Source organism: Metamycoplasma hyosynoviae (assembly GCF_004365165.1).
Classification (GTDB): domain Bacteria; phylum Bacillota_I; class Bacilli_A; order Mycoplasmatales; family Metamycoplasmataceae; genus Metamycoplasma; species Metamycoplasma hyosynoviae.
This window is the reverse complement of record NZ_SOCH01000003.1, coordinates 181,503-208,315: the sequence shown is the minus strand read 5'-3', so window position 1 is coordinate 208,315 and position 26,813 is coordinate 181,503. Positions and strand designations below refer to the sequence as shown.

General features: G+C 25.9%; 26 protein-coding genes, 1 tRNA gene, 1 other RNA gene and 1 pseudogene. 15 read left to right on the top strand and 14 right to left on the bottom strand.

Features of this window, described 5'->3' with window-relative positions; all coding sequences use genetic code 4:
• The 6 genes and pseudogenes from JN03_RS09385 to JN03_RS09365 all read left to right on the top strand — a co-directional run.
• Window positions 1–1,423, top strand: a pseudogene (locus JN03_RS09385) (hypothetical protein); the annotation flags it as partial.
• Window positions 1,424–1,521: 98 nt separating this feature from the next.
• Window positions 1,522–1,794 (top strand): hypothetical protein, encoded by a 273-nt coding sequence (locus tag JN03_RS09380; RefSeq protein WP_277870479.1) that lies wholly within the window; start codon window positions 1,522–1,524, stop codon window positions 1,792–1,794.
• A complete protein-coding gene (locus JN03_RS09375; RefSeq protein ID WP_036441099.1) occupies window positions 1,794–2,804 on the top strand; it encodes a hypothetical protein in 1,011 nt (336 codons plus the stop codon). Before JN03_RS09380 ends, JN03_RS09375 begins: the two co-directional genes overlap by 1 nt.
• 329 nt (window positions 2,805–3,133) lie before the next feature.
• A complete protein-coding gene (locus JN03_RS09370; protein ID WP_200868341.1) occupies window positions 3,134–3,277 on the top strand; it encodes a hypothetical protein in 144 nt (47 codons plus the stop codon).
• The gene (locus JN03_RS06245) at window positions 3,277–3,501 is read left to right on the top strand and encodes a hypothetical protein (RefSeq protein WP_274215615.1); all 225 of its coding nucleotides are present in this window, start codon (window positions 3,277–3,279) and stop codon (window positions 3,499–3,501) included. Before JN03_RS09370 ends, JN03_RS06245 begins: the two co-directional genes overlap by 1 nt.
• Window positions 3,502–3,606: 105 nt before the next feature.
• On the top strand, window positions 3,607–4,284 hold the full coding sequence (locus JN03_RS09365) for a hypothetical protein (protein WP_036441088.1): 678 nt from the start codon (window positions 3,607–3,609) through the stop codon (window positions 4,282–4,284).
• 185 nt (window positions 4,285–4,469) lie between these two features.
• Here JN03_RS09365 and JN03_RS09360 read toward each other — a convergent pair whose 3' ends face one another.
• Complete coding sequence (locus JN03_RS09360) at window positions 4,470–5,219, bottom strand: lipoprotein 17-related variable surface protein (protein WP_134076625.1); 750 nt, start codon at window positions 5,217–5,219, stop codon at window positions 4,470–4,472.
• Window positions 5,220–5,403: 184 nt separating this feature from the next.
• Between JN03_RS09360 and JN03_RS09355 the strand changes: the two genes are divergently transcribed.
• The gene (locus tag JN03_RS09355; protein WP_134076624.1) at window positions 5,404–6,165 is read left to right on the top strand and encodes a DNA-processing protein DprA; all 762 of its coding nucleotides are present in this window, start codon (window positions 5,404–5,406) and stop codon (window positions 6,163–6,165) included.
• A 97-nt stretch (window positions 6,166–6,262) separates the two neighbouring features.
• Window positions 6,263–6,967, top strand: coding sequence for a B3/B4 domain-containing protein (locus JN03_RS09350; RefSeq protein ID WP_134076623.1), 705 nt, complete (start codon window positions 6,263–6,265; stop codon window positions 6,965–6,967).
• A gap of 39 nt (window positions 6,968–7,006) precedes the next feature.
• Here JN03_RS09350 and rnpB read toward each other — a convergent pair.
• From rnpB to JN03_RS09345, 3 genes are all read right to left on the bottom strand, one after another.
• An RNA gene (gene rnpB, locus JN03_RS02090) (RNase P RNA component class B) lies at window positions 7,007–7,292 on the bottom strand.
• 66 nt (window positions 7,293–7,358) lie between these two features.
• Window positions 7,359–8,186, bottom strand: coding sequence for a deoxyribonuclease IV (locus JN03_RS02085; protein WP_036444922.1), 828 nt, complete (start codon window positions 8,184–8,186; stop codon window positions 7,359–7,361).
• A gap of 9 nt (window positions 8,187–8,195) precedes the next feature.
• Window positions 8,196–9,875 (bottom strand): S41 family peptidase, encoded by a 1,680-nt coding sequence (locus JN03_RS09345; protein WP_134076622.1) that lies wholly within the window; start codon window positions 9,873–9,875, stop codon window positions 8,196–8,198.
• Between the two features lie 85 nt (window positions 9,876–9,960).
• On the opposite strand from JN03_RS09345, the gene hpt reads away from it, so the two are divergent.
• The 5 genes from hpt (at window position 9,961) to recU (ending at window position 15,134) form a co-directional block, all read left to right on the top strand.
• Window positions 9,961–10,506 carry a hypoxanthine phosphoribosyltransferase gene (gene hpt, locus JN03_RS02075; protein WP_134076621.1) on the top strand — a complete coding sequence of 182 codons (546 nt, stop codon included), beginning with the start codon at window positions 9,961–9,963 and terminating at the stop codon, window positions 10,504–10,506.
• 97 nt (window positions 10,507–10,603) lie between these two features.
• Window positions 10,604–11,704, top strand: coding sequence for a helix-turn-helix transcriptional regulator (locus JN03_RS09340; RefSeq protein WP_119863862.1), 1,101 nt, complete (start codon window positions 10,604–10,606; stop codon window positions 11,702–11,704).
• Window positions 11,705–12,544, top strand: a complete 840-nt coding sequence (locus JN03_RS09335) for an MAGa7180 family putative nuclease (protein ID WP_036441061.1) — start codon at window positions 11,705–11,707, stop codon at window positions 12,542–12,544.
• Entirely contained in the window at window positions 12,534–14,546 is a 2,013-nt protein-coding gene (locus tag JN03_RS09330; protein WP_134076620.1) for a UU173 family protein, read from the top strand. Before JN03_RS09335 ends, JN03_RS09330 begins: the two co-directional genes overlap by 11 nt.
• Before the next feature lie 54 nt (window positions 14,547–14,600).
• Window positions 14,601–15,134, top strand: coding sequence for a Holliday junction resolvase RecU (gene recU, locus JN03_RS02055; RefSeq protein WP_036441129.1), 534 nt, complete (start codon window positions 14,601–14,603; stop codon window positions 15,132–15,134).
• Window positions 15,135–15,205: 71 nt separating this feature from the next.
• On the opposite strand, the gene JN03_RS09325 is transcribed toward recU, so the two are convergent.
• The 9 genes from JN03_RS09325 to prfA all read right to left on the bottom strand — a co-directional run bounded on the left by JN03_RS09325 (window position 15,206) and on the right by prfA (window position 24,937).
• Window positions 15,206–15,484: an HU family DNA-binding protein gene (locus JN03_RS09325; RefSeq protein WP_036441054.1), complete on the bottom strand. Its 279-nt coding sequence runs from the start codon at window positions 15,482–15,484 to the stop codon at window positions 15,206–15,208.
• A gap of 61 nt (window positions 15,485–15,545) precedes the next feature.
• Window positions 15,546–16,529 (bottom strand): NAD(P)H-dependent glycerol-3-phosphate dehydrogenase, encoded by a 984-nt coding sequence (locus tag JN03_RS09320; RefSeq protein ID WP_036441051.1) that lies wholly within the window; start codon window positions 16,527–16,529, stop codon window positions 15,546–15,548.
• Window positions 16,517–17,845, bottom strand: a complete 1,329-nt coding sequence (gene der / locus JN03_RS09315; protein ID WP_134076619.1) for a ribosome biogenesis GTPase Der — start codon at window positions 17,843–17,845, stop codon at window positions 16,517–16,519. The genes JN03_RS09320 and der overlap by 13 nt, the downstream gene beginning before the upstream one ends.
• On the bottom strand, window positions 17,838–18,887 hold the full coding sequence (cmk, locus tag JN03_RS09310) for a (d)CMP kinase (protein ID WP_235191705.1): 1,050 nt from the start codon (window positions 18,885–18,887) through the stop codon (window positions 17,838–17,840). Before cmk ends, der begins: the two co-directional genes overlap by 8 nt.
• Window positions 18,888–18,889: 2 nt before the next feature.
• Window positions 18,890–19,864, bottom strand: coding sequence for a hypothetical protein (locus JN03_RS09305; RefSeq protein ID WP_036443191.1), 975 nt, complete (start codon window positions 19,862–19,864; stop codon window positions 18,890–18,892).
• Window positions 19,865–19,918: 54 nt separating this feature from the next.
• On the bottom strand, window positions 19,919–21,790 hold the full coding sequence (gene topA, locus JN03_RS02025; RefSeq protein WP_134076618.1) for a type I DNA topoisomerase: 1,872 nt from the start codon (window positions 21,788–21,790) through the stop codon (window positions 19,919–19,921).
• A gap of 121 nt (window positions 21,791–21,911) precedes the next feature.
• Complete coding sequence (locus tag JN03_RS02020) at window positions 21,912–23,042, bottom strand: DnaJ domain-containing protein (RefSeq protein WP_134076617.1); 1,131 nt, start codon at window positions 23,040–23,042, stop codon at window positions 21,912–21,914.
• A gap of 96 nt (window positions 23,043–23,138) precedes the next feature.
• Window positions 23,139–23,858 carry a peptide chain release factor N(5)-glutamine methyltransferase gene (locus JN03_RS09300; RefSeq protein ID WP_036441037.1) on the bottom strand — a complete coding sequence of 240 codons (720 nt, stop codon included), beginning with the start codon at window positions 23,856–23,858 and terminating at the stop codon, window positions 23,139–23,141.
• Entirely contained in the window at window positions 23,858–24,937 is a 1,080-nt protein-coding gene (gene prfA, locus JN03_RS02010; RefSeq protein ID WP_036441034.1) for a peptide chain release factor 1, read from the bottom strand. The genes JN03_RS09300 and prfA overlap by 1 nt, the downstream gene beginning before the upstream one ends.
• Window positions 24,938–24,997: 60 nt before the next feature.
• Here prfA and JN03_RS02005 point away from each other — a divergent pair.
• A tRNA-Thr gene (locus JN03_RS02005) sits at window positions 24,998–25,072 on the top strand.
• A gap of 104 nt (window positions 25,073–25,176) precedes the next feature.
• Here the strand turns inward: JN03_RS02005 and JN03_RS09295 are convergent.
• Window positions 25,177–25,776, bottom strand: coding sequence for a hypothetical protein (locus tag JN03_RS09295; RefSeq protein ID WP_036443181.1), 600 nt, complete (start codon window positions 25,774–25,776; stop codon window positions 25,177–25,179).
• Window positions 25,777–26,029: 253 nt separating this feature from the next.
• Between JN03_RS09295 and JN03_RS09290 the strand changes: the two genes are divergently transcribed.
• Window positions 26,030–26,761, top strand: coding sequence for an MAG0920 family protein (locus tag JN03_RS09290; protein ID WP_036441027.1), 732 nt, complete (start codon window positions 26,030–26,032; stop codon window positions 26,759–26,761).
• The last annotated feature ends 52 nt before the right edge of the window (window positions 26,762–26,813 follow it).

The following is a 26,813-nucleotide window of genomic DNA, read 5'->3' as shown; positions in this document are numbered from 1 at the left end:
GGCAGGTGAAACTAAAATTTTTAAGGCTTTACATTTAAAAGATGAAAGTGGAAATGAAAAATTATTATCATATAAAGGCAATGATAGTGACTTTTTCAATAATTTATTTACAAATGCAATAAAAGATTTTACTAATCAAGCAGTAAAAAGACATTATAAAGTTACTTTAAGATTACCGAGAATGGATGATATGAAAAAATATGAGGATTATGGTAAAGCATATTTTGAAAATTTTTCTTCAAATAACGATAATGAATGAATAGTTAATAATGATAAAACAGAACTTTATAAACATGTTGATGAAGAATGATTGAAAAAATATTATTATGATTTAGAAATTTTAAAAAATAGTGAAGCGGCAAATAAATTTGTAAATAATAATTTTAAAAGAGAATATTCTAGCAGAATAGCAGAAGTCAAAAATCCTAATTATGGTAAAGGAGGGGGCAGACATAGAGGACCACATGCTGGACCTAAACCGATTGATAGTGAATATATTACACATATATATTGAGATCATTTGGCAAAATTAAAAGGTAGTTTCTTAGATTTTAAAAATCTTATTTTAATTGCAAAACAATTTAAACCTGATAGGAATTATGTAACAGTACTTGAAAAAGATAAATGAACCTATAATAATTTTGGTGTTGAAATTAACGTTGAATTTGACAAAGAAAATTTCAAAAATAAAATGAATAATCTTAAAAATAAATTTGATGAATCACCAGAAAAACTTAAAATGTTTCAATCATTATTAATAAATGCTATTAGAAAATTAAATACTAATCAAGAAAATAAAGATGAAGTAGAAAAATATTTTGAAAATCAAATAATTGATACTACAATATGAAATATGTTATATGATGTTTTCAAAAATGAACTAAACAAGTTTATTGAAAATGTATATAAAAATAATGATAGAAATTATAGTGAGTTAAAATTTAGTGATTTACAGACACATTATAAAAATGATTTAGATAATAATTGAGATAATTGAGTGAACAACTTGAATTTAACAAGTGTATTTAATATTTTAGATATAAAATTAACTCTTATTAAAGAAATTACATATTATAATGCTAATCCTACCTTTTACAAAGATAATAAAAATAGACTTATTAATTTAAGTAACAAAATTAAAATTAATAATAATTATTTTGATTTAGTTAATCCTAATGAAAAAATAAATGAAACCAAAATAATGAATGTTCAAAATACAATTAAAGAACAAAATAATTTTTCTTTAATAAGAAAAATTGATTATATGGATGATTATTCAAATTATTTCAATTTAGAAGGATTACAAACATTCAAATTTAAAAACTTTATTCAATATAGAGAAATCAAAGATAATTCTTTAGTATATCAATTAAATAATTCTTATTCACAGCTAACTACATTTAAAGATGATGCCCCGAAATAGCTGATTATTTAAGAAAAATTAAAATTGATGGAATTAAACCTATAGCTAGATATATAATAGTTGGTCTCGAAAGTACATTAAGTTCCCATGGCATTAAAATGTTGTTTAATGAACTAGGTTTTAATGATCCAAGCACAATTACTAATAATTATCGTGCTATATTGCAAAAATTAATTTTGCCTTCAACTGAAAAAATATTTTATGTAAATAACGGACATAAATATTTAATGGATCTTAAGTATTTTAATTTATGAAATATTGAGTTAAATAATGAAAAATATTATTTTGCAAATTCTCGTGATGTTACTAAATTTATTATTAAATATGTAAATTTAAATGCTAAACCTATTATAAGAAATGGAGTTAAATAATGAAAAAATTACTTTTATTAATGCCTGTTTTATTAGCACCAATTCAGCTTGCAATTTCATGTGTTCGTGAAGAAACACAAGAACAAAAAGATGAAAAATTAGCTAAAAAATATGAAAAAGATATCGATAAGGGAAAATATGTTTTTGATGATTTTGAACAATTTAAAATGGAGGATGAACATTTTCGTGAAGGAACTGTAAATGAAGATTTATGAAATAATTCAAATCGAAAAATTAAAAGGTATTCATTAACACAAAAATTTAATGATGATTTTAAAAAATGGTACAATGATTTTCAACACAAATTTAATATTTTCAAAAAAGTTATGAATAAATATGCATCAAAAGAAATAATAGAATACAAAAACCCTAATATTAATGCTGATCCAATCCATTTATATTATGTTAAAGAAGTTAAATTTGATTTTTCTAGAGGAATGTCCCCGCAGTCATATTACATTGTATTGGGATATAATCAATTTGTAGAAATTTTGAAGCTTTTTAATATTCCTAATTTAAATTTGAATTTATCTCTAGATTTTCTTAAATGAAAAATTTTAAATAGTACTTCAATAGCTAAAACTTATTATTCAAAAACAAATATTACAGCTATGTTTGATGATCCCTGATTAAAAGAAATAGAAAAAATAAGAGATATTTTTTCTGTTCCCAAACCATATTATAAAAATGAACATTTTATTACATATCCTGCAGGTGAAGAACAATATCAAGGAAAGGGCGATTGAAAACCAAAAATTACATTTGAATCTTTTAGAGGGCTTAAAAAATCATATTCAACAAATGAATTATTAAGATTGCGTTATAAACTTTCCGTTTATTCTGCTGATTGAACCGAGTTTGATGAAAATTATATTGAGCAATACGGAAATTATGATCCCCTTAAATTTGCAAGTTATCGCTTTAAAATTATCGAATATGACCCAGATAAACCTTTTGATGCAGAACCATCAAAAATAGATGAATTTGTATTATCAAAACATAGTGATTAAAATTTTTCTTGTTATAAAGAAACCAAAGATAATTCTTTAGTATATCAATTAAATAATTCTTATTCACAGCTAACTACATTTAAAGATGATGCCGAAATAGCTGATTATTTAAGAAAAATTAAAATTGATGGAATTAAACCTATAGCTAGATATATAATAGTTGGTCTCGAAAGTACATTAAGTTCCCATGGCATTAAAATGTTGTTTAATGAACTAGGTTTTAATGATCCAAGCACAATTACTATAATAATTATCGTGCAATATTACAAAAATTAATTTTACCTTCAACTGAAAAAATATTTTATGTAAATAACGGACATAAATATTTAATGGATCTTAAATATTTTAATTTATGAAATATTGAGCTAAATAATGAAAAATATTATTTTGCAAATTCTCGTGATGTTACTAAATTTATTATCAAATATGTAAATTTAAATGCAAAACCTATTGTAAGAAATGGAGTTAAATAATGAAAAAATTACTTTTATTAATGCCTGCTTTATTAGCACCAATTCAACTTGCAATTTCATGTGTTGGTGAAGAAACACAAGAACAAAAAGATGAAAAATTATCTAAAAAATATGAAAAAGAATATGTTGATAAGCAAAAATATGTTTTTGATGATTTTGAACAATTTAAAATGAAGGATGAATATTTTAAAGAACATGAAAAAAGATGAATTTTTATGAGCTAAACCTGGTAGAAATATAAAAAATATTGACTAACTGACTTATTTTTTAATGATTTTGACAAATGATATGATGACTTTCAACATAAATTTAATATTTTTAAGAAAGTTATGAACAAATATGCATCAAAAGAAATAATAGAATACAAGAACCCTAATATTAATACTGACCCAATTCATTTATATTATGTTAAAGAAGTGAAATTTGATTTTTCTAGAGGAATGTCTCCACAATCATATTATATGCAGTTATTCGATGGCAGTTTTGAAAGAATTGTAAAATTATTTAATATCCCTAATTTAAATTTAAATTTATCAGTTAAATCTCCTATTTGAGATTTATTCAATAATGTTAATATTAAAACATACTATTCCAAAATAAATATTACAGCAGTATTTAATATATATTCTAAAACAATAGAAAAAATGAGAGATATTTTTTCTATTCCAAAACCTTATTATAAAAATGAACATTTTATAACATATCCTGCAGGTGATGAACAATATAAAGGAAAAGGTGATTGAAAACCAAAAGTTACATTTGAATCTTTTAGAGGACTTAAATGACCATATTCAACGAATGACTTGCTAAGATTACGTTATAAAATTTCTGATTATAGTGAAGAATGAAATGAGTTGGATAAAGATTATATTGAGCAATACGGAAATTATGATCCCCTTAAATTTGCAAGTTATCGTTTTGAAATTACCGAATATGACCCAGATAAACCGTTTGATGCAGAACCATCAAAAGTAGATAAATTTGTATTATCTAAACATGGTATTTAGATTTTTTTGCATAAAGAAAAAAATAATTCTTATTCATCATTAACTACATTTAAAGATGATGCCGAAATAGCTGATTATTTGAGAAAATTAAAATTGATGGAATTAAACCCATAGCCAGATATATAATAGTTGGTCTTGAAAGTTAAAATTTGAGTCCAATTTTTTTGTTCTATTTTTAGATTCTACTATTCATTTTCTTTTGGAAAAAATCTATCTCAAGGATCTTTTGGTTCAGGTGGTTTTGGTGGCTCTGGTAATTTAAAACCTGTTATAGTTTCAGTTTTAATGATAGTTTCATTATCTTTTGTAAATTTAACATCTAAAATACAAGTTCCTTTTTCATCATTTTGTTCTCTTAGATTAAATTGAACTTTTATATCGCTATATTCGCTTCAAAAAGTTCTTAATTTCATTGGCCCAGCCGACATATTAAAAATAACTACTTCACCTCATACAAGAGTGGATGTAAGTCTTGTATATATAAAATTGCTAACAACAAATAATTGTTTATATTGAAAATCAATTGAATAAATTTTGTCTGTTATTTCAGAAAGTGAATATTTTTTGGGTTTTTCTTCAGGTGTTGAGTTTTCTTTGCTTTGTTTTGTAGATTTTTGAAAGCCATCTATTGTCATTTCAAATGATTCTTGAACTTTTTTCTTATAAATTGGTGTGACTTTAACTTGCATTTTGCCAGTTTCATCATCAATATTAAGAATATTCACTTCATAAAATACTTTATTTGATTTTGAAGTGATTTTTATTTCTTTTGGACTCTCGGATGCTAAAAGTGCTGATTTATCTTTTAAAACATTTACACCAATATCATTTCGATAATCAATCACTTCATCTTTACAACTAACTAACATTCCTGCACTTATAGAAGGTAATAGTGAGGTTACTCCTAATGTAAATAAAGTTGAAAGTTTCTTCATTAATGTCTTTTCATTCTCTTTTCTTATATTTTTATGTATATAAAATTATACCCTTTAGTTTATTTTGTGACCTAAAACAATACTTCCATCATTTAAGTTTCTCAAAATTTTCTCAAATGTTTCTCAAATTCAAAGTAATGGTGTTTCTTTAAAAATAAAATTAATTGTGCATAAGGAGAAAAAAATGGAAAATTATTTGCTATATTTCAGCAAAAAATATAATGGAAATTGAGATGCTATTTATAATGCTCTTAAAAAATATGAAAAAGTTGATAAAGTAGAATTACAAAAAATTAAAAATAATATTAATTCGTTAAATCCAGGATATATTACGATTTTAAACGATGATTATCCAAAATTATTTGGTACAGTTCCTAAACCACCCTTTGTAATTTATTACAAAGGGAATATTAAGTTGCTTTCACTAGTTAAAAAAATTCATATGACAGGTAATTATGAAAATGAATATGTAGGAAAATATATTGAAACTATTAAAAATCTACCTGATGATTGTGCCATAGTTAATGGAGATTGAAAAGGTATTGATAAAAAAATCATAGAAGAAGCTATTAGATATAATAAAAAACTTATTGTAATTTGACCTTGTGGACTTGGCAAAAATTACTCGGATATTATTCAAAAAGCTGAGTTTTCTGACAATATTTTAGTTTTAAGTGAATATCCTGATGATTATCATATGTCAAAAAGAACATTGTATGAACGAAATAGAATAATTTCAGCAATTTCTAATTCAATGATTATAGTGTCTTCGAAAGATAAGAAGTTGTATCCTATAATTGATCAATTCTTGAATTTAGGAAAAGAAATCTTTTGCTTTAGCCCAGATGCAGAAGACACACAAAATGAAAACATTAATTTAATTAATAATGGTGCAATTTTAATTACTAATTTGGATAAACCTATAAATGATATTTTTTTAATGTAGAGAAAATATAATGATTATTGCAACAGTTTTTAAACCAGATAAATAATGTAAAATTATTTATAACTAAATATGATTTTATAGAAATACAAGGAACATAATGAGCAAATTTGTTATTGAAGATTCTTTTTGAAATCTTTTTCCAGATGCTAAAATTGGTGTAGTTTTACTAAAAGATTTCAAAAACTTATCTACTTCACCAACTGAGCTTCAAAAAATGTTGGCTCAAAGTAATTTAAAAGCACAAGAGTATTTAGATTCTGCTGAATTTAGCCAAAATGATGTGATAAGAGTGTATCGTGAAGCTTATCAAAAATTTAAAACCAAAAAAGGCGCCCGTTCAAGTATAGAAGCGCTTATGAAACGATCTTTAACAGACCGTCCTGTTGGAAGTATAAATCCACTTGTTGATATTTATAATTCTGCCAGTTTGCGTTTTGCTCTTCCTTGTGGAGCTGAAGATATTGACACTTTCAAAGGTAATTTAAAATTAGGCATTACCGAAGGCGGAGATGAATTTTATTTAATTGGTGAAGACGAACCTAGTCCTACACTTCTAGGTGAACTTTGTTATAGAGATGATGTTGGTGCTGTTTGTCGTTGCTTCAACTGAAGGGACGGAAAACGTACAATGATAACTGAAAATACCAAAAATGCATTTTTGGTTATTGAACTTCTTGATCCTAATAGATTATCTTCTTTAAAAGAAGCATTGAATTTTATTGAAGAAAATTCACAAAAATACTTGCAAGGAAAAACCAAGCAATTTATTTTAGATAAAAATACTCCCGAAATTGATTTATAAAATCAAAATAAAAAAAGAAGAGGGATAAGCTCTTCTTTGTACTATAAACCGCTTTCTGTACTTTTACAAGCGCCAACTATTTATCTAAGTATTTCTACTTTCAAATAAAAGTTCAAGTTCCTTTTATTTTGATTCCCCTACCAAAATTTGGGTTTCTATCTTATGGAGTTTACATCGTTGCATCTTAACTTAATAAGCTCGTCTCTGTTGCACTAGTCATCAACTTTCATTGTCTAGATTTATTAGATCTAGCATAATCACTACTTTCATCGCAGAAAGTGATAGAGCGGATTTTCCTCTATTTGCATAGCAGTTGGCCGTACGCTATTAATTATATAAAAAATAATGTTTATTATTTAACTTTATTGGATTATATATTGACACAAGGTTTTTATTTAGAAAGTAGTGAAGCAATTTCTTCTTTGTAGATCATTTTTCCATCTACAAGAGGAGTTTCTAAAATAATTGGAATATTTCTAAATTCAGGACAATGAACATAAAATTTTAATGTTTCAGTTCCAATTAAACCCTTACCTATATTAGCGTGCCTATCTTTATGAGAACCTTTTTCATTTAAACTATCATTTAAATGAATTACAGCAATATGGGGTAAAATGGCATTTGATTTTAAATAGTTCATAAATTCAATGGTGTTTTTTATGTCATAACCTGCATCTCATATATGACAAGTATCTAAACAAATTTTAATTCTATGTGAGTTAAGTGAATTTATTACATACATAATGTCTTCAAAGTTAGTGCAAATTTCACTACCTTTGCCTGACATTGTTTCAATACAAATTACTACATTTTCGGTTTCATTTAAAATTAATTTTAAATTGTCTATTAAAGTGTTAAGACCTTCTTGCTTGGTAAATGAAGTAAAAGCTCCGGGATGAATTACAAAATATTTAGCACCTATAAAATTTGCACGTTTGATTTCTTGGATTGCGAAAGTTGTACTAAATTTACGTTTTTCAGGATTAGCTAAATTAATAATATAAGGAGCATGAATCACTATATCTTCTACAGCAATTTTAGAACTATATTTTCGCAAGTATTCATCAAGGTGGTATTTATCAGTTGAAATTCTTTTACTATTTTGAGGAGGACCTAAATAAATCATCATACAGTTAGCATTATTTTGCAAACTTGTTTCTGCGGATTCTAATAAATAATTAGGTGATTTAAAAGGTACGTGACTACCAAGTTTTATCATTTTAAAGCCTTATTTTAAAAGTGGAATAATTTTTTCATATTCATAATAATCATTTAATTCTATTTTCACATCAGGGTCTATTCCTGCTTCTATTATTTCATATTTGTGGTTAATTTCAGTGTTTTCTGCATTACTAATTACAAATGTAGTTCCATCAGGAAGAACTACCGGAAGAATAGAACAAGCACCACCACCTGTTTTTTGACCAATAACTTTACCAAATTTAGAATCTTTAAAAATAGAAGTAAATGAATTAGCTGCACTAAATGAGTTTATTGAAGTTAACGTATATCATTTGTATTGTGAATAAGCGTCATTTGGATATTTACCGTCTCCATCAGTATCAACTACTACACCTGTTTCTTTAACTATGTTGATAGTTTGATCTTCTTCAAATGATTTGATTTGCTTATCTGATATAAATCCTAAGGATTTATACATAGCGGCTACAGAACCTCCACCATTTAAAGATATATCAACAATAATTTTTTTGATTTCAGGAATAGTTTTGATTTGTTCCATTACTCTTCTAAATAAAAAGTAAGTGTCATATAAATGAGGATTTAAACTTTCGATTTGAGCTTTTGAACCAGTTTTGAAGTTATTAAACGTAATAACAGCAGTATCACCAAAAACATTATATCAATTAGGTTTTAATTTACCCTCCACCATTTTTTGTTCAAATTTTCTTCTTAAAAACAACATATTTTGTTGATATTTTTGACGAAAAGCACTTGATAAATATTCACCGTAATTACTTAATTCATCATTTTTTTTCATAAAAAATGAACTCATTAGCATACTAGTGTGTAATTCATCAAGGTTTTTATGTAGTAAAGTAGCATATCCTTTGGTGTTTTCAGAAGCTATAGGTGATAAAATATTTTTCTTTATTTCAGGATCAATGTAACTATTAAATTTAGTAATTTTTTTATAAGACTTAAGTCCATAAAAATTATCTAAAACTAAGTTCAAGAAATTATAGTTATCTCATCTAAATTCTTGAGTTTGAATAGTATCTCTATATGATGAAATTTTATCTGGATTAGAATCATCTTTCATCATATCTTTGACAAATAGATATTTGTCACCATTGAAATATAAATTGTAGTAGTTATGACTAAAGAATAAAAAATTCATAATACTTAAAGGAAGAAGAAGATTTCTCTTGTAAAAAAGAAGATCAAAATTATATTCATTTAGATTTAAAGTTTTTGGTTTGTATTTTGTATCATTAACTTTAAAATGTTCATAGTCAATGAATTGATTAAAATCATAGTTATTATTTTTCTTCAATAAGTTTCAAAAAACATTGCTACTTGAAAATTCAATGGTGTTTGCAATATGATTGAATTTTACATATCCGCTACCACTTGATTTAATAGTAACAATACCTTCACGATAATTGCCATAAGGAATTATTAATTTAAAATATCCATTTAATTTTTTGATAATTTCACTTAAAGAAACATAAGGCATCATCTTATCATCTAAATAATAAGTATTAATTAATTGATTATCAGTTATTGAATAATCATTAGTTTTAGAATGTAGTGAAAATTGCTTAACCTTAATGTTTTTATCATTATCATTAGGATAATTATCTTTTCACCAGCAAGAAGAAACTGCAAATGAAGCTATTACAGGAAGTGCAAATAGTGAAAGAAATAGTTTGTTTTTGATCCTCATTTTTAAAAAATATTTCACTTTATTAGTTTATTATTTAATTATAAGTTATTTTAGTATTTATTTTGTCCAATAGAAGAGAGTTTTAATGAAAAATGAATGTCATCCACTAGTTGAAAAAATACTTTTCAACCATAAACAATTGCAGAAAAAAATTGCTGAACTTGCCATAAAAATCAATAAAGATTATGAAAAATCTAATTCACTTGTAATAGTCGGAATTTTAAAAGGTTGCATTCCTTTTTTAGCTGAATTTATCAAAAATCTTGATGTTGATCATATCTTAGATTTTATGGTTTTAAGTTCTTATCAAGGCAAGACCACTCAAACAGGGTCGGTCAAAATTGTTTTGGATTTAGTAACTGATATTTATAAAAAAGATGTTCTAATAGTAGAAGATATAGTTGATACTGGACAAACTTTAACTAAAGTTAAAAACTTGCTTTTAACACGTAATCCTAATTCTTTAAAAGTGGTTACACTTCTTGATAAACCATCAAATCGTAAAGTTAAATTTAAACCTGATTATGTTGGTTTTGAAATAAAAAATGAATTTGTTGTTGGCTTTGGTTTTGATTATGATGAAAAACTTAGAAACCTTCCATATATTGGAATATTAAAAAAAGAAAATTAAAGTGTATAAAAAATTGTTAAATTCATACATTTTTTACTTTAATTTTTTGTAAAAAAATTGTATAATTAAAACAAATTTGGTGTTTTTAGGAGGAATTATGGCAAATATAAATGAAGAAAATGAAAAAAAATTCGTTATTTGCGATCATTTTAAAATAGAACTTCATGGTAAAAACTTCTCAGATGAAATAAATTGATTTTTGAAAAAATATGAAATGACACAAAAAGAATTAGCCTTGCGTTTAGGGCTAAGTGTTAAACATATTAATTCAATTTTAAATGATGAAATTGGTGATGTATCTGTTTCGGTTTTGGAAGGTCTTGAATATGCTTTTAGAATTCCAAGCGGTGCTTTAACAAAAATTTATCATGAATATGCAAACCGTAAAATTTCAGATAATTCAGAAAAAATTAAGTTTATCTTAAACTCATTTGGAATTAATTTTCTAATTGAACACCCTGAACTTGCTGCTCCCTTTAACATTAAAGTTGAAGAAGAAATGAGTCCATATGTTAAATTAATGCGTTTAAAAAAATTTTATGGCGTTTCTAATCTAGAAGATTATAAAACTTATCTTCAAGAACATATTTTAGCAGAAGATAAAAAATACATCAATAAACCTAATACTTATGTATGAATTAGATTTTGCGAACTTTCAATTGATTATGATAATAACAACATTGGTGTATTTAGAAAATCAGTATTTGACATCATTATGCGTAAAACTTTAAATATAATGTCAAACCCTGAAATAACTTTCTTTGAAAAAATTAAAAGAATTAAAAAATTCTTGGCTACAAAAGGAATAGTGCTAGTAACCAAACCTTTTATTGAAAATAGTTTCATTCGTGGAATTACCATCAAAAAAGGTGGAAAAAGATACATTTTCTTATCAGATATGTTGCACTGTGAACCATTTATTTTCTTTACCTTACTTCATGAAATAGTACATTGCTACTTCCCTTACTTCAAAGAAGAAGAAATTGATAAAAAAGTTATTGAAGAATATAATCATTGAGAAAAAAATGATAACCAAAATCCACATTATAAAGCAATTTATGATGCTATAAATATTTATGACATTATGTCGATAAAAGACGATAATGCTAATTCACACAACATTCAAAGACAAATTTTTGAAAAAATCCAACAAAAATATCCTTTTGTTACATTTGATAGTGAAGAAGGTAATCGTTAAATGGAGGGTTTTACCTTACCTGAAAGAAAGTATTATAACAATAGCGAATACTTTCTTGATTTTGATAAAAAAGTATTTGTTTTATCAGATGCCTTTAAACAAAGACTTTGAAAAAATCGCTACTCTTTTTTTGGCTACAAAAAAATAACAGGTACTAATTTAGGTGACATTTTACTGGTTGATAGTTTTAAATCACAATTTAATGCTTTTGCTCGTATTTGTGGACTTTCTCTTCCGGTACTTGACACTAAATATGTTGATGCAGGGGTTATTATTGAACCTAAAATTGCTGAATTTGTAGAAAAATCATTAAAATCTGAACTTAAAAGATTCGATGGCAAGCAATATCAATTTGATTATTTCAAAGAAAACAAATTATTTGGTGGTCTTCCAGATGGATATTGTGAAGAAAAGAAATTAATTATTGAAATTAAAACCACTGGTGTTAAAAATTTTGAATATTGAAAAAAAAATAACCCGCCATTAGGTTATATTAAACAAGCTCAACTTTATACCTATTTGATAGGCGCTAAAAAATTTAGTATTGTAGCTATATTTTTAGAAGAAGATGATTATATTGATCCGGATAAAGTTGATATTACTAAAAGAAAAATCAAAAACTTTAATTTTTCACTAGATAAAAAGCAAGTTGAAGATGATATGGAAAAAGCAAGAGAATGGTATGACAAATATACATCTCTTGGGATAAGCCCTACTTGAAATGAAAATAATGACCAAGATTTAATCGAATATTTAAAATGTTCAAATAAAGAAGAATGACTTTCATTATATAAAAAATGAATTGCCGAAGGCAAAGTAAGTATTAAAAATGATAAATAGAAAAAAGTATTTACGTTTTTCAGATTTTTTCAAATATTTAAATTACCACCCTTATTTTATTTTTAATTCGGAAATTACAGAAATCGATCCAGAAGATATAGAAGAAGATGAATTATTAAATCAACTTCAATTCGATATTGATGATAATGAAATTGCACTTGATAATTTAATGACTTCCTATTTAGAAGATTCAAAATTAAACGAGTATAAAAATTTAGATACTTATTTAGAAAAATATGAATTTGCATCTTCTATAAATTCACTTGAAAATAATTTTCACAATAAATTAGAAGAAGAAAAGAAACTAGAATCATTTCAAAAATTATTAAAAAATTTTAATAGAGTAATTGATCTTGACGGTAGTTTTGATATTTATAAAAATCAAGCTACTGATTTTATAATTGAAACTTTTAAAAAATCATATAACTTAAAGCAAGGTGAAATATTAATTATTTCAAAAAAAGAAAAAAAAGAACTTGCAATTCAAAAAACATTAGAAGCTATTAATTCGGGGAAAATTAAATTAATCATAAATCCTTGCCTTTGCTATGAAAATATAATTTCAGAACCTTTTTATTATTTAGTACCCAAAAAACAAATAGGTAGTTTGTTTTTTTCATCCAAAACTTCAAGTTATGAAGCTCTTCAAGCTAAATTTAATGCTGAAATATTTTCATCTAACAAAATAGGTGTTGATTCTTATTATTTCTGTTCGCTTCATTATAATAAAAAAGATGATCTTAGACTTTTTGCCAAAGGTAAAAACATTTATCAACTTTCTAATTTATGCAACATTAATAAAACTCGTAAAAACTTTGAAGATGGTACTAAAAATGAAAGTTTTAGAAATATTATTGAAATAGTACAAGAAGATAGTTATATAAAATCTAAAATTTATGATTTTTCTAAAAGCATTGAAAGATATTATGAAAATGAAAGTTTAATTAAACTTCCTGATAATTTAATTGATAATCAATATTTATTAAACTTTGACTATGGAGATAAATGTAAATATCAGGCACAAATTTTACGTCATTATTTTCCTGAAATAAAAGAAGCATCAGCTACTTTTTATAAAGATTTTTACTTAAAAATTGATGATGAATCTAAAAACTTAGGTCGAAAATTTTATTCTAATCCAGATTTAATTTTGGTTAAAACTGAGAAATATAGTGAAGATGATACAACTTTAATTCGTAGGTTTTTTGATGAAAGTCATATCAAATTTGTTTGATTTGATTTTGAAGGCGTAACAAATACTGTTCCAATAATTGACTACCACAAGCCATTTACACAACTGGTTTGTCAAACTTCTATTATTAAAACAGAATGAGACAAAAGTAGTGGAACTTATAAAATTGTTGAAGATAATATTGATTACATCTATGACCCTAAAAATTATTCATATTTAGATTTAATAAAAATAATTGAAGATATTTACGATGAAAAAGCAAAAGGTTATGTAGTTTATAATCAAACTTATGAAAAATCAAGGTTAAATGAAATAATTACTATTCTGAAACACTACCATCAATTTGCCAATAAAATTTCTAAAAAAGATTTAGATAATTTAACAACAAAAAAAGATCATATTGTAAACAATATGATCGATATAGCAAAATTTGTAGCTACTAACAACCTCAAAAATTTCAATGAAAAATTATTTGCTATTAGCTATTTAAAATTGAAATATTCAATCAAATCAATTGAAAAATATATTACTTCTAAAAAAATAAAGCTTCCTCATCAAATAGTTCCTTATAGTGAACTTAATATTAAAAATGGAATGATGGCATTAACCGAAGCTATGCTTCGTTGTACAGGTAAAACAGGTGATCGTAAATGAGAAGAAAAAACTTCTTATTTGAAAAAATACTGCCATAACGATGTTATGGCTATGATAATGGCAGCTGATTTTTTTTGAATGCTTTGAAATAACAAAAAACAAATTAATAAAAAAACATTTGAAGCACTTGGGTTAAAATCTTTAAAAGAAGAATAAAATTTGAGAAAACTTTGAGAAAGTTTTCTTTTTTATTGTGTTTTAATAATAGTTATGGAGAAAAATAGTAAAGTAAAACAACCTAAAAATAGGGGAATGCTTTTAGAAAAGTTGATAAATCAAACTAATATTTTTTATTTGCAAAATGATATTTGCATAGTACATAAGAAAAATCTTGATATTAAATTCAAATCAACTTATGTGGATAAAGACATACTAAAAACCGAAAATGCTCACATCGTTTCTAAAAGTACTGTAGATTATTATGGTATTTATAAAGGTAAGTTTTTAGCATTCGAAGCTAAAAGTACTGAACAAAAGAATTTTTCTCTTTCTAATATCAAAATGCATCAAATTAATTATTTAAGCGAAATTTCTAAACACAAAGGACTTGCATTTTGAATTTTCTTTTTTAAAATCCAAAACCAATTTGTTTTGATTTTACATGATAAACTTTTGCAATGAGGTGTTTATAATAAAAAGACATTAGCCTATGATGAAGCATTACTGTTAGGTGAATTAATTCCACTAATTTATCCAGGATATATTGATTATATAAGCATTTTAAATAAAAATTATTCGCTTTAAAATAAATAAAAAAATAATGATTTTAAGTCTCATTATTTTTACATTATTGTATTTTAAAATAAAAAGTAAAGTTAGTTTCTGTTAACCTGGGCTTTAAAGACATCAGAAAAACGGAATTTAGGTTCTGTTTTTGCAGGAACTATAATTGTATCTTTTGTAAAATAGTTTACACGTGTAATTTCAGGTTTTTCAACAACTGTAAATGTTCCGAAACCAGAAATAGATACATTATTTTTTTGCGCAAGTTCTTCAATTATAAGTCTTTCTATTTCATTTCAAATAGCTTCAATTAAGACTTGTGGATGCCCAGTGTTTTCACTTGCAGCGACAATTAATTCTCTTTTGTTCATGGGATTTGTCCTTTTGTTTCGTTTAGGATAATAGAAACGAACATTATTAAATATACCAAATTTACTCTTTATTTGGAGAAATTTTTAATAAATTTTTTATGCATTCATTTGGATTTTTGTTCAAAAAAAGAATGTTATACAAAGTTCTTACTATCGGAAGTTCAACAATATTTGTAAGAACATATTTTTCAAATATGGTTTTAATAGAAGCAAGTCCTTCCACAGTTTTTTTGCTTGATTTTTCATTTTTTAGGAAGTAATTTTTACCAAATGTATAATTTCTTGATTTGTCAGAAGTTGCAGTCAATATTAGATCGCCTAAACAAGTTAAACCAAATAAAGTTTTTTCTTCACCACCTGCAATTTTATTGAATCTTCTAATTTCACGTAATGACAAAGTTATTAAAGCAGCTTGCGTGTTGATGTTATAACCTAGTCCTGCAAGCATTCCGCTAGCAATAGCAATAATATTTTTATAAATTGAGCCTATTTCAGCACCTGTTACATCTTGTTGGGCTAAAATTTTGAAGAATGTATTAGCAAAGACTTTTTGAACTTCTTGAATAGCTTCTAAATTTTCACTAACACCCGAAACAAATGTTATTGCATTTTTTACAATTTCTTCTGCAAAAGAAGGGCCTATTAATGTAACAATATCCTTAACATTTTTATAGTTTTTAGATATTTCTTTTAATTTATAGTGGATAGTGCTTGTGGTTTGAGGTCAAAAACCTTTGCAAGTATTGATTAGAATAACTTTTTTAGTTAGTTTTTCTAAAACATAAGGGAAAAGCGAATTTAAAGCAGCAGATGGAACTGAAATAACAATAAAGTCAGCATCTTTTATAGCTTCTTCCAGACTTGAAGTGGTTTTAAAAAAAGGAAGTGAGACATTAGGGAAATAAAACTCATTTTTTCCATTTTCTAGGTCTTTAAGTTCATTTTCATTGATGCCGTAAATTAAAGGTTCATAACCATTTTCTTTAATTATCTTAGCACAAGCGGTTCCCATAGCACCACTTCCCAAAATTACTATTTTATGCATTGTCTATCCCCTTTTTCATCTTTTAAAATTAGTTCAATTGGTGTTCCTGTAAAATCAAAGTTTTCCCGGATTTGATTTTCTATGTATCTTAAATAAGTAAAGTGTGCAAGGTTTTTATCATTTACAAATAAAAGAAATTTAGGAATACTACTATTTTCAATTTGTTTAGCAAATTTAATTGAAAGTCTTTTGCCATTAATTGAACTTGCAGGTTTAATTAATTGAGCGTTAATCATTACAGTGTTTAATTGGTTGGTATTAATTTTACGTTCAATGTTTTGCTTGATTTCAATGATTTTTTCTTTTAATTTATTAACTCTTTGGTTCTTTAAAGCAGAAATAAATACAATTGGCGCTCAATCAATAAATTTAAGTTTCTTTTTTAGCGATTTTTTATATTCATCCATTGTATTAGTGTCACGTTCAATTAAATCTCATTTATTAACTACTACAATTATAGGTTTTAAATTTTTATGAGCAATTCCAACAATATTTTGTTGGAATAAAGTAATTTCTTCACAAGCATCTAATATTAAAAGACAAAGTTGTGCTTCTTCTATAGAAGCAATTGCACGCATCAAAGAATAATGTTCAACACTTTCAGTGAGTTTATTTTTTCTTTTAATTCCAGCAGTATCTATAATTTCAAAATCTTGTCCTTCAATTTGAAAAAAACCTGAAACTGAATCACGAGTAGTTCCAGGAACATCGCAAACTATTGAACGGTTTTCATTTAATAAATTATTTAAAATTGTGCTTTTACCTACATTAGGTTTTCCTAAAAGTGCAATTTTAAAAGTATCTTGTTCGTTTTCATCTGTGTAATTGAAATTGTAAACAATTTCATCTAATAAATCACCTAGTCCTTCTTTATGAATTGCACTGATTGGAAAAATTTTCTTGAACCCTAATGAATAAATACGGTTATCATAAATATATTTATTTTTACCTTCAAGCTTATTTAAAACTACAATTACATTTTTATTAGATTTACGTAATAAATCGGCAATAAAATAATCCTCATTAGTTAGAGGTTGTGTGCCATCAAGTAAAAAGATTATTGTATTAGCTTCTTCAATGGCAATGGAAGCTTGAAGTTTGATAAGACTTTTGAAATTATCATTTTCAATGGTAATTCCGCCGGTGTCTATTAGTTTGAATTTTTTTCCAACTCAAAATCCATCAGCATATAAACGGTCACGTGTGACACCGGGAGTATCTAATGTTATTGATGATCTTTTACCAATTATTTGGTTAAAAAGTGTGCTTTTACCAACATTAGGTTTACCAATGATTGCAACAATGTTTTTACTCATTGTTTACCTCATTAATAATATCTAAGATTTTGTCATATAAAACTTTGAAATTTTCTTCAATTGACATATTGTCAGTATTTACTTGAATACTTCCGGGACTTACAATTAAAGGGTCAATTTCACGGTTGATATCATTAAAATCACGGTCTTTAATTTGTTCTAGGATTTTTTCATAATTAGAATTAATGCCTAATGCAAGATTTTGTTTTCATCTACGGTTTGCTCTAATTTCAGGAGAAGCTCACATAAAAAACTTAGCTTCTGCATCAGGCAAAATACGATAAGTAGCATCGCGACCATCAACAATAATACCTTTATGCTCAGCACTAAATTTTTGAATATATTGATTAATTTTTACTCTAATTGAATTAAATTTAGCAATATGAGAAGCAATAGTTGAAATTTTTTCATCACGAATATCTTTGCTTATATTTTTACCAGCTAGAAAAATATCATCATTATCAGCAATTTTGATGTCATCAAAATCTAGTGCTTTGCTAACTTGTTCTTCATTGCTATGATCTAGTTTTTTTTGTACACAAACATAAGCATATATACGATAAAAAATTCCGCTGCTAATAAATCTATAATTTAATTTTTCAGCTAGCATTTTAGCCATACAAGTTTTACCTACACCACTAGGTCCATCTATTGCTATATTAATTTTCTTGTTTTTCATATTAATGTCTTTCTTACCACTTTTTAAATAAAGTATTTTGTCGTATTGCTGTTTTTCATTTTGGAGTAAATTTAATTGTTTTTCAAGTTCGGGATTTTTTTTGAAAACTTCGTTTTCTTTTAATTCTACTTTTTGATTTTGGATTTCTTCTATTCTTTTGATGAGTCTATCAATTTTAGTTTCATCATCATAAAGCTTCTTTTTTTCTGGGATTTTGATTTTTTTAAAATCAATATCAGAAAAATTATAATTGAAATACTTTTCCAAATCTTTATCAATTGGAATTGATTTTAGACTAGTAGTGACAAAATGGTTTTTGATATATTCTAATTTCTTTTGTAATTTCGAATTTGAAGACTTCATTTTTATATTCCGTAGATTGTAATTATCTTGCGATAACCTTTTGAATGTAATTTGGTGGTTTTATTATAAAAACAAAAGTCAATAGTTAGTTGGTTTAATCCTTTTTTAGGGTTTCATTCGATATTGTTAAAAGTAGTAGCATTTTCATTAAAATGATATGGTGCGATGTCATAGTCTTTATATTGAATTGGTTTGATATTGCTTTGATTTGCAATTTCTAAAAATCAATCTCAGATGGCTTTTTTAAATTCGTTTGAATTAAAGTATTCAAACTTCTTTTCCGGATCGGTTTCTTTAGAAATAATTGCAATAACAGCAGGAGTTTTTTCTTTTAAGTTATTATCAAATTTTTCATTGATTAGATCAATGAATTGACTTTGCCTTTTTAAAATCTTGAAGTTTTCAACAGTGTATCTTTTGATTTTTTTAGTTTGTTTTTCTTTTTCACTATCACTCATATTAGCTTTTTCGTTGAATTTTCAGTTGATAGAATATGAAATTTTTATTTCATCAGGACTATTTGGTACTAGTTCAATGTTAGTGAAACGAAAATTTAAGTATTTTTCATATTTAGTTTCAGTTTGAATTGAATATTTGAAATACTTTTCAATATATAAATGTGCATCAAATGCCTTAGCATTAGGTTGTGTGTTGTGAAGTTTATGGAATTCAACATTATAGTTAAAATCATCAACAATTTCTTTATTGGTTTTTTCTAAAAATAGATCTTCAATTTTGACTTCTTCACTTGCTATTTTTCGGAATTTATTTAAAGAAATATTTACATCATCTTTAGATCTATTTTTAATATAAGAAAAATAACCTGCTCCGCTAATTAACGCAACTGAAAAAGTAGGTACTAAAACTCAAGTTAGAATTTCTCTACGTCTAGCTTTATTAGCAAAAGCAGAAAATTCTTTATCAGCTTGTGACAAAGGATTTTTTTCAGGATTTTTACTATCTTTATTACTTTCCATATTTTATTATTTTACATTATTAATTATCTAAATAAAAAATAATTCAAAAAGAAATTATTTACCTTTTGTAAGTTTCTTTTTGAATCATTTCATTTTGAATCCACTTTTTTGATCTTCAATATTTCGAAGGTAATGACAAGCTGGGAAATTAGAACATCCAATGAATTTTTGTCTAGTTTTTTTAGTGTATCGATAAATTAGTTCATTTCCACAAGTAGGACATTTTTCATTCACAAATTCTTGAGGTATGATACTTATTTCCATAGTATTAGTTGCTGATTCGAAACTGTTTGTGAATGCATGTCAAAAGCGAGCTAATACTTCTTTATAATTTTCATTACCTTCACTAATTTTATCTAGTTCTTCTTCAACACTAGCTGTGTATTCTTCATTAATGGTTTTAGGAAAACCTTCAATTAGTTTTTCTAATACTGCAATTCCAAATGCAGTGGGTTGAAGTGAATTTCCTCCGGCTGATTGAACAAATAAACGTTTTTTAATAACGGCAACGGTGGTAGCAAAAGTTGAAGGTCTACCAACTTTAATGTCATCTAGCATTTTAATTAAACTACCGTCATTATATCTTGCAGGCGGTTGAGTTTCTTTATTAGATAAAGAAAACTCATTTACATCAAATACATCACCTATTTTATAACTTGGAATATTGTTTTCAGCTTCTGTTCCAATAACTTTGTAATAACCATCAAAAATAATTTTTGAATAAGAAATTTTGAAGAAATAATTATTTTGTGAATAGTCATGAATTAAATCATAGTGGTAAATTTCACGAACTGGTGGTTTCATAATTGAACAAATAGTTTTATTGTAAATAAGTTCATAAATATAACTATCAGTTTCATCAAGTGAATATTCTGCTGTTGCTTTTTGTGGAGTTAAGTAAATATCAGTTGGTCTAATTGCCTCGTGAGCATCTTGATCTCCTGCTACACCTTTGATTTCATCAGCTATATAATCAGCCCCAAATTTATCTTCAATATATTTTTTAGCTTTTGATACAAAAGAAGCACTTAATCTTGTTGAATCTGTTCTTGGATATGAAATAAGCCCGTTTTCAAATAATTTTTGCGCTGAACTTTGGACTACTTGTGATGCATATTTAGCTTCTTTATATAAAACTGATTGCTTAAATGGCGTTACTTGACTTTCTTTACGTTTAGAAATTTTTAAATCTTGAACACGTAAAAGCTTTTTTATGTTTAAGTTTTTTAAAATTTCTTCTGATTTTTCAGGTGAAATTCAAGTGTTATCATTAGCAAAATCTTTATCTTCAGGATAATAAAATACCGCAACAATATCACCTTTAATCATCGCTTCAATTTTGCTATATTTAATAGGAACAAATGCATTAATTTCACGTTCTCGATCGCAAACTAGTTTTAAAGCAATTGATTGCACTCTTCCAGCAGAAGGAATAGTAGGGGCATTTTTAATTTTAGTTTTTATAAGTTGAGAAAGTTTAAAACCGATAATACGGTCCAACATTCTTCTAGTTTTTTGTGCATTTACTAGGTTGGTATCTATTAATATAGGATTTTCAATAGCAACTTCGATAGCTTCTTTAGTGATTTCATTATATTTAATACGTTTATATTTATTTTCAATTTTTAAAACATCAACTAAGTTTTGTGCAATAGCCTCACCTTCACGGTCGGGGTCAGTTGCTACATAAACTAAATCAGATTTTTTAGCAGCTTCTTTAAGGTCTTTGATTATTTTGGTTTTTGAAGAATCAATAGCCATCAAAGGTTCTCAATTATCAAAATCAATACCAAGTTGGTTTTCACCAACTGTTTTCATTTTTAAAATATGACCCACTGATGAAAGTACAGTAAAATCATCTCCTAAATACCTCTGAATGGTTTTAACTTTGTTTGGTGATTCTACAATCATTAATTTATTACTCATATAACCTCTATCTGCTATTTTTGAAAAATCAATAAAAAATATATTAACACAAATTAATGCAATATATTACTTTATGCAAAAATTATTTTGATTAATAAAAAGCGCTGCAACCTTGCAACGCTTAATTAAATTCTTTTAATCAATCAGAATAATTTGTGTCTTTTGTTTGTTCACTTACTTCTTTTATTTTACTTTGACTTGCTTTTGACATTTTAGGAATATAAGGTTTTAATATAACAATTAACATTCCTTTACCATTTCCTTTTATTGAAGGAAAACCATATCCATTTAATTTAATAGGATCATTTATATTCATAGAATTAGAAAGTTTTATAGAAGTAGGCCCATAAGGAGTAGGGATGGTAAGTTTGACTTCATTCATAATGTCAAAAACTGAAACCGGAACATTTAAAACAATATTATTATTAGGAATTCTTTCGAAATGCTTATGGGGTTTAACTGTGATTAAAATGTATAAATCCCCTGATTGTCCTCCTGAAAGAGAAGGTCTTCCATATCCACTCAAAACAAGATTTTGACCATTTTCAACTCCACCAGGAATGGTGATTTTTTCTTGTACAAGTTTCTTTTCAAAACCTTCTCCACGACATACGTGACAGGTTTTATAAATTTCTTGACCTTTACCATAACATTTAGGGCAAGTAGAAACGCTAGTAAAAAATCCCATTGATTGTCTTATTTCACCCGCACCATTACATTTAGAACAAGTGCGGATATCGCTTTTGCTATCTGCTTTTGAGCCATTGCAATGTGAACAAACTGTAAATTTTTCTAAATTAACAGTTTTTTCTACACCAAGTACTGATTCTAAAAAACTGATAGTAATTTTGGTTTGTAGATCTTCACCTTTTCTTCTAGTTTCACCTCTACTACCACGAGATGATCTTCCAGTAAATGCACCAAAAATATCAGCAAATGGATCTCCACCTTCAAAATCACCACCGAAACTAAAATCTTTAAAAAAGCTTTCAAATATATCTTCAGCAGATCCTGAAAAAGAATTTTGATTGAAAGCATTATGACCATATTTGTCATACTTTTGTCTTTTTTCAGGATCTGACAAAATTTCATAAGCTTCTGATACTTCCTTAAATTTTTCTTCAGCATCAGGAGCTTTGTTTCTATCGGGGTGATATTCCATTGCTAGTTTACGGTATGCAGTTTTTATATCTTTTTCACTAGCAGTTTTAGAAATACCTAAAACTTCATAATAATCACGTTTATTCTTCATAGTAAAAGTATTTTAGCACAATTTATTATTGAGTGCTAAAATTCGTTATTTTATTTTTCTAACAAGATTTTTAATGGTAAAACTATCTATTGTAATTTAATTTAAATCATTGTAAGTTAAAATTGCAATGCGTAATTTTTTATTAATATCTTCTTTTAATGTAATATTGGGATAAAGTTTTAATAATTTTTGTGCAATATAAGGATCAATTTCAAAAATAAGTTTGCCTGTTGGTTTTAAATAATTTTTTGCACTACTTAATATAGTTTCATAATGTTCAAAACCATTATTTTTGGCAAATAATGCTTTTTTAGGTTCTCATTTTAAAGAAGGTGAGTATATTTCATTAGTTTTTTCTAAATCTAAATAAGGAGGATTCGAAACGATTAAATCAAATTGTTGATTTTTAATTTTTGAAAATCAGTTTGATTTAATTACTTTTACTTCAAGATTATTAATTTTGGCATTTTTCTTAGTTTGTTTGATAGCTTGCACACTACTATCAACTAGTGTAACATTGCATCCTACATTTTTTTTAATAGAAAGTCCAATAAAACCACTTCCAGAACCTAAGTCTAAAACATTTGAAGTTGTATTAATATGTTTATAACATTCTAATATTACTTCTTCTGTCTCATAACGAGGAATTAAAACATTATAAGAAAGATCCAAATAAACGTCTTGCATAATTTGACGTTTGATAATTTTTTGTACAGGACAAAGACGTTTTAAGAGCTTTTTTTCTTTGGTTGAAATTTCAGCTTTTAGATTGTATCTAATTTTTTCACGGATCAAAATTTCATGGGATTTATCCATTAAAAACCAGCTTCTTTGATTTTTCTTGCTTTTTCATCAGCGATTAGTTCATCGATAATTTTTTGAAGGCCACCATCCATTGTGATTTTAAGCGAAGTGTTCAATGAAATTCTATGGTCGGTCACACGGTCTTGCGGATAGTTATAAGTTCTGATTTTTTCAGATCTATCACCTGTTCCTGCTAATTTACGGATACCTTTTTCGGCTTCTTCACGTTTTTCGACTTCTAGTTGATATAACTTACTTTTTAAAACTTTTAGTGCAGTTTCACGGTTCATAATTTGGCTACGTTCATCTTGAGATGTTACTACAATACCTGTTTTTTTATGTGTAATCCGAACAGCTGAATCGGTGGTATTAACAGATTGTCCTCCAGCTCCTGAACTACGGAAAACATTAATTTCAATATCTTCAGGACGAATTTCTATATTGATATTTTCATCAATTTCAGGAATTACAGTCACAGTTGAAGTTGAAGTATGTACACGTCCTTGAGTTTCAGTAGCTGGTACACGTTGAACACGGTGAACACCATGTTCAAATTTAAATTTTGAATAAACTTTTTCACCTTTTACAATAAAAACTAGTTGGCTATATCCACCAGCTGAACCATAAACACTATCTACTATATTAATTTTAAAATCTTGTTCTTCACAAAATTTTTGATACATTTTAAATAAATCGCCAGAAAAAATGTTGGCTTCATCACCACCAGCAGCACCTCTAATTTCAACAATAACGTTTTTATTATCATTTTCATCTTGTGGAAGCATTAACTCTTTTAAAACTTGCTCTAATTCTTGCATTAATTTTTCTTGTATTAAAATATCTTCTTTTGCAAGTAAAATTAATTCTTCATCTTTTTCATTTTCAAGAATTTTTTTAGACATATTATAAGAATCTTCGGATGTTAAATATTTTAAAAAATTCTTGTAGATTTCTTCTATTTCACTTTGCTCTTTAGCATATTGTGTATATTTTTTTATATCGTTATATATATTTGGATCTGCAAGTTTTTTAGCATAGTTTTCATATTTCTCTTTAATAGACATTAAAGAGGTGTGCATTGTTTTTTCCATAATTATTCTATTATACAAAAAATACTATATAATAGTAATTGTTTTTTTGCAAAAAAATAAGCCGACTTAGCTCAGGGGCAGAGCACTTCCATGGTAAGGAAGGGGTCGCTGGTTCAATTCCAGTAGTCGGCACCATTTCAAGATATTAATTGATCTTTGCACTGACTTTGTCAGTGCTTTTTTATTTGAATTAGTTTTTTGCTTGTCCCCTAGAATTTGGACAGCAAAAAATAAGCTTTTTATTTAGTTTTACAAATGTTTGATTTTATGAAATTAATAGCATTTTCTGTTGTTTCAATTTTATTGTATTGTTTAATTTCATTAACCATTATAGCTAGTGCATAATAAAATTTTTCTTCATCTGATATTTCAGGTGTGTCAGGAATTATTAATTTGTCATATTTTCAAACAAAAAATTGAAACATATTATTTACTATGGTTTTGCTTGGGGTTTTGGGAGAATCAGGAGAATAAAATCAAGCAAAATGTCTCAAATATTTATATCCCACTATTTTAGTTTTTAATATAGTAAGTGAATTTTTAAAAGTTTCACTTGGATTTTGTTCTACTTGTTTTTCTATACGTTTTCAATCTAAATTATGATTTATTTTCAAAGTTTTTAAAAAAGTAAAAACACATATAAAATAAATCAAAAATATAGCTGATTCTATAATTAAAGAATATGTATGTCAAAGAAAATCATCATTAGCAAAATTTCATTTATATCTATAAAAAGCTAGTGGAAAATAAAATAGCAAATAAATTAAATAGCTAAGTGCATATATACTAGTTCTTCTTCAAAAAGAATGTAAGAAACTATTTTTCATTTCTATTGTCATTATTTTTCTATTAACAAATATAAAAGTCCCTATTAAATAAGATATTTGATAAAACACCGGTCACATAACAAAGACAATTAATAATACTGTATAGTCCATATTCTTCGAAAATTATATAGTATTAATTATATTAATTAATAGTGTTTAAATACACTTATGAAAATTATTAAGTAAAATTATTTATATGATTACAATTAAAATGTGAATTTTTTGTAGTGTCCAAAATCTAGAGGTGAGATAAATAATCATAATTATGAATGAAATTAAAAAATTAGATACTCTTTGAATTTTTTTATGATTGGGCATTGGCACACTTTTAACCTTAAGTACTTATGCAATGATAATAATATTTATCAATTGAAAAACCTTACTATCTTATTCAAAGAAAATTCTTGAAAATCAAAAAGATACAAAATCAAACGTAAAGTTTGATGTTGATGTGCTTGAATTTTATAAGAAAAGAAAACCGTTTTGAATAATCAATACTACTTTAATTCTTGTGTTGATCATTATTACTAATGTCTCTTTTGTTATTGTTGGAATTCTTTTAAAAAATGTAATTATTGCTATTATGGGGTTATTATTTATTTTTTTTGAAGGAACATATTTCTATCTTCCAATTCTAATGTCATTAAAAGCAAAAGAAAATTTTAAAAAATGGATTGCTATAAATTCAGATATTTCTGATGAATTTTTATTTGAAAATAAAACTCCAGAAGAGTGTCCTGAGCTTTTCAATATGTTTTTTAATTACAAAAAAGATGATTTTATTGTAGTAAATGGAAGTTCATTAAAGTTTTGAATTTGAAAATTAAAAAAATGTAAAGATTTCAAAAAATTTAGTGATGAACTTTATTTTTGAATAATATATTATTATTCATTCTTATTTAGCAAAAATAAAAAAATTACAATTGAAAATTTCTTGTGATTGTGAAACAACAAGCAAAATCTATATGATAAATTGCATAGCAAAATTGATTTATAATTTTAGTAATGAAATAAATAAAACTAAATAATAAATAATTGCGTATAGACTT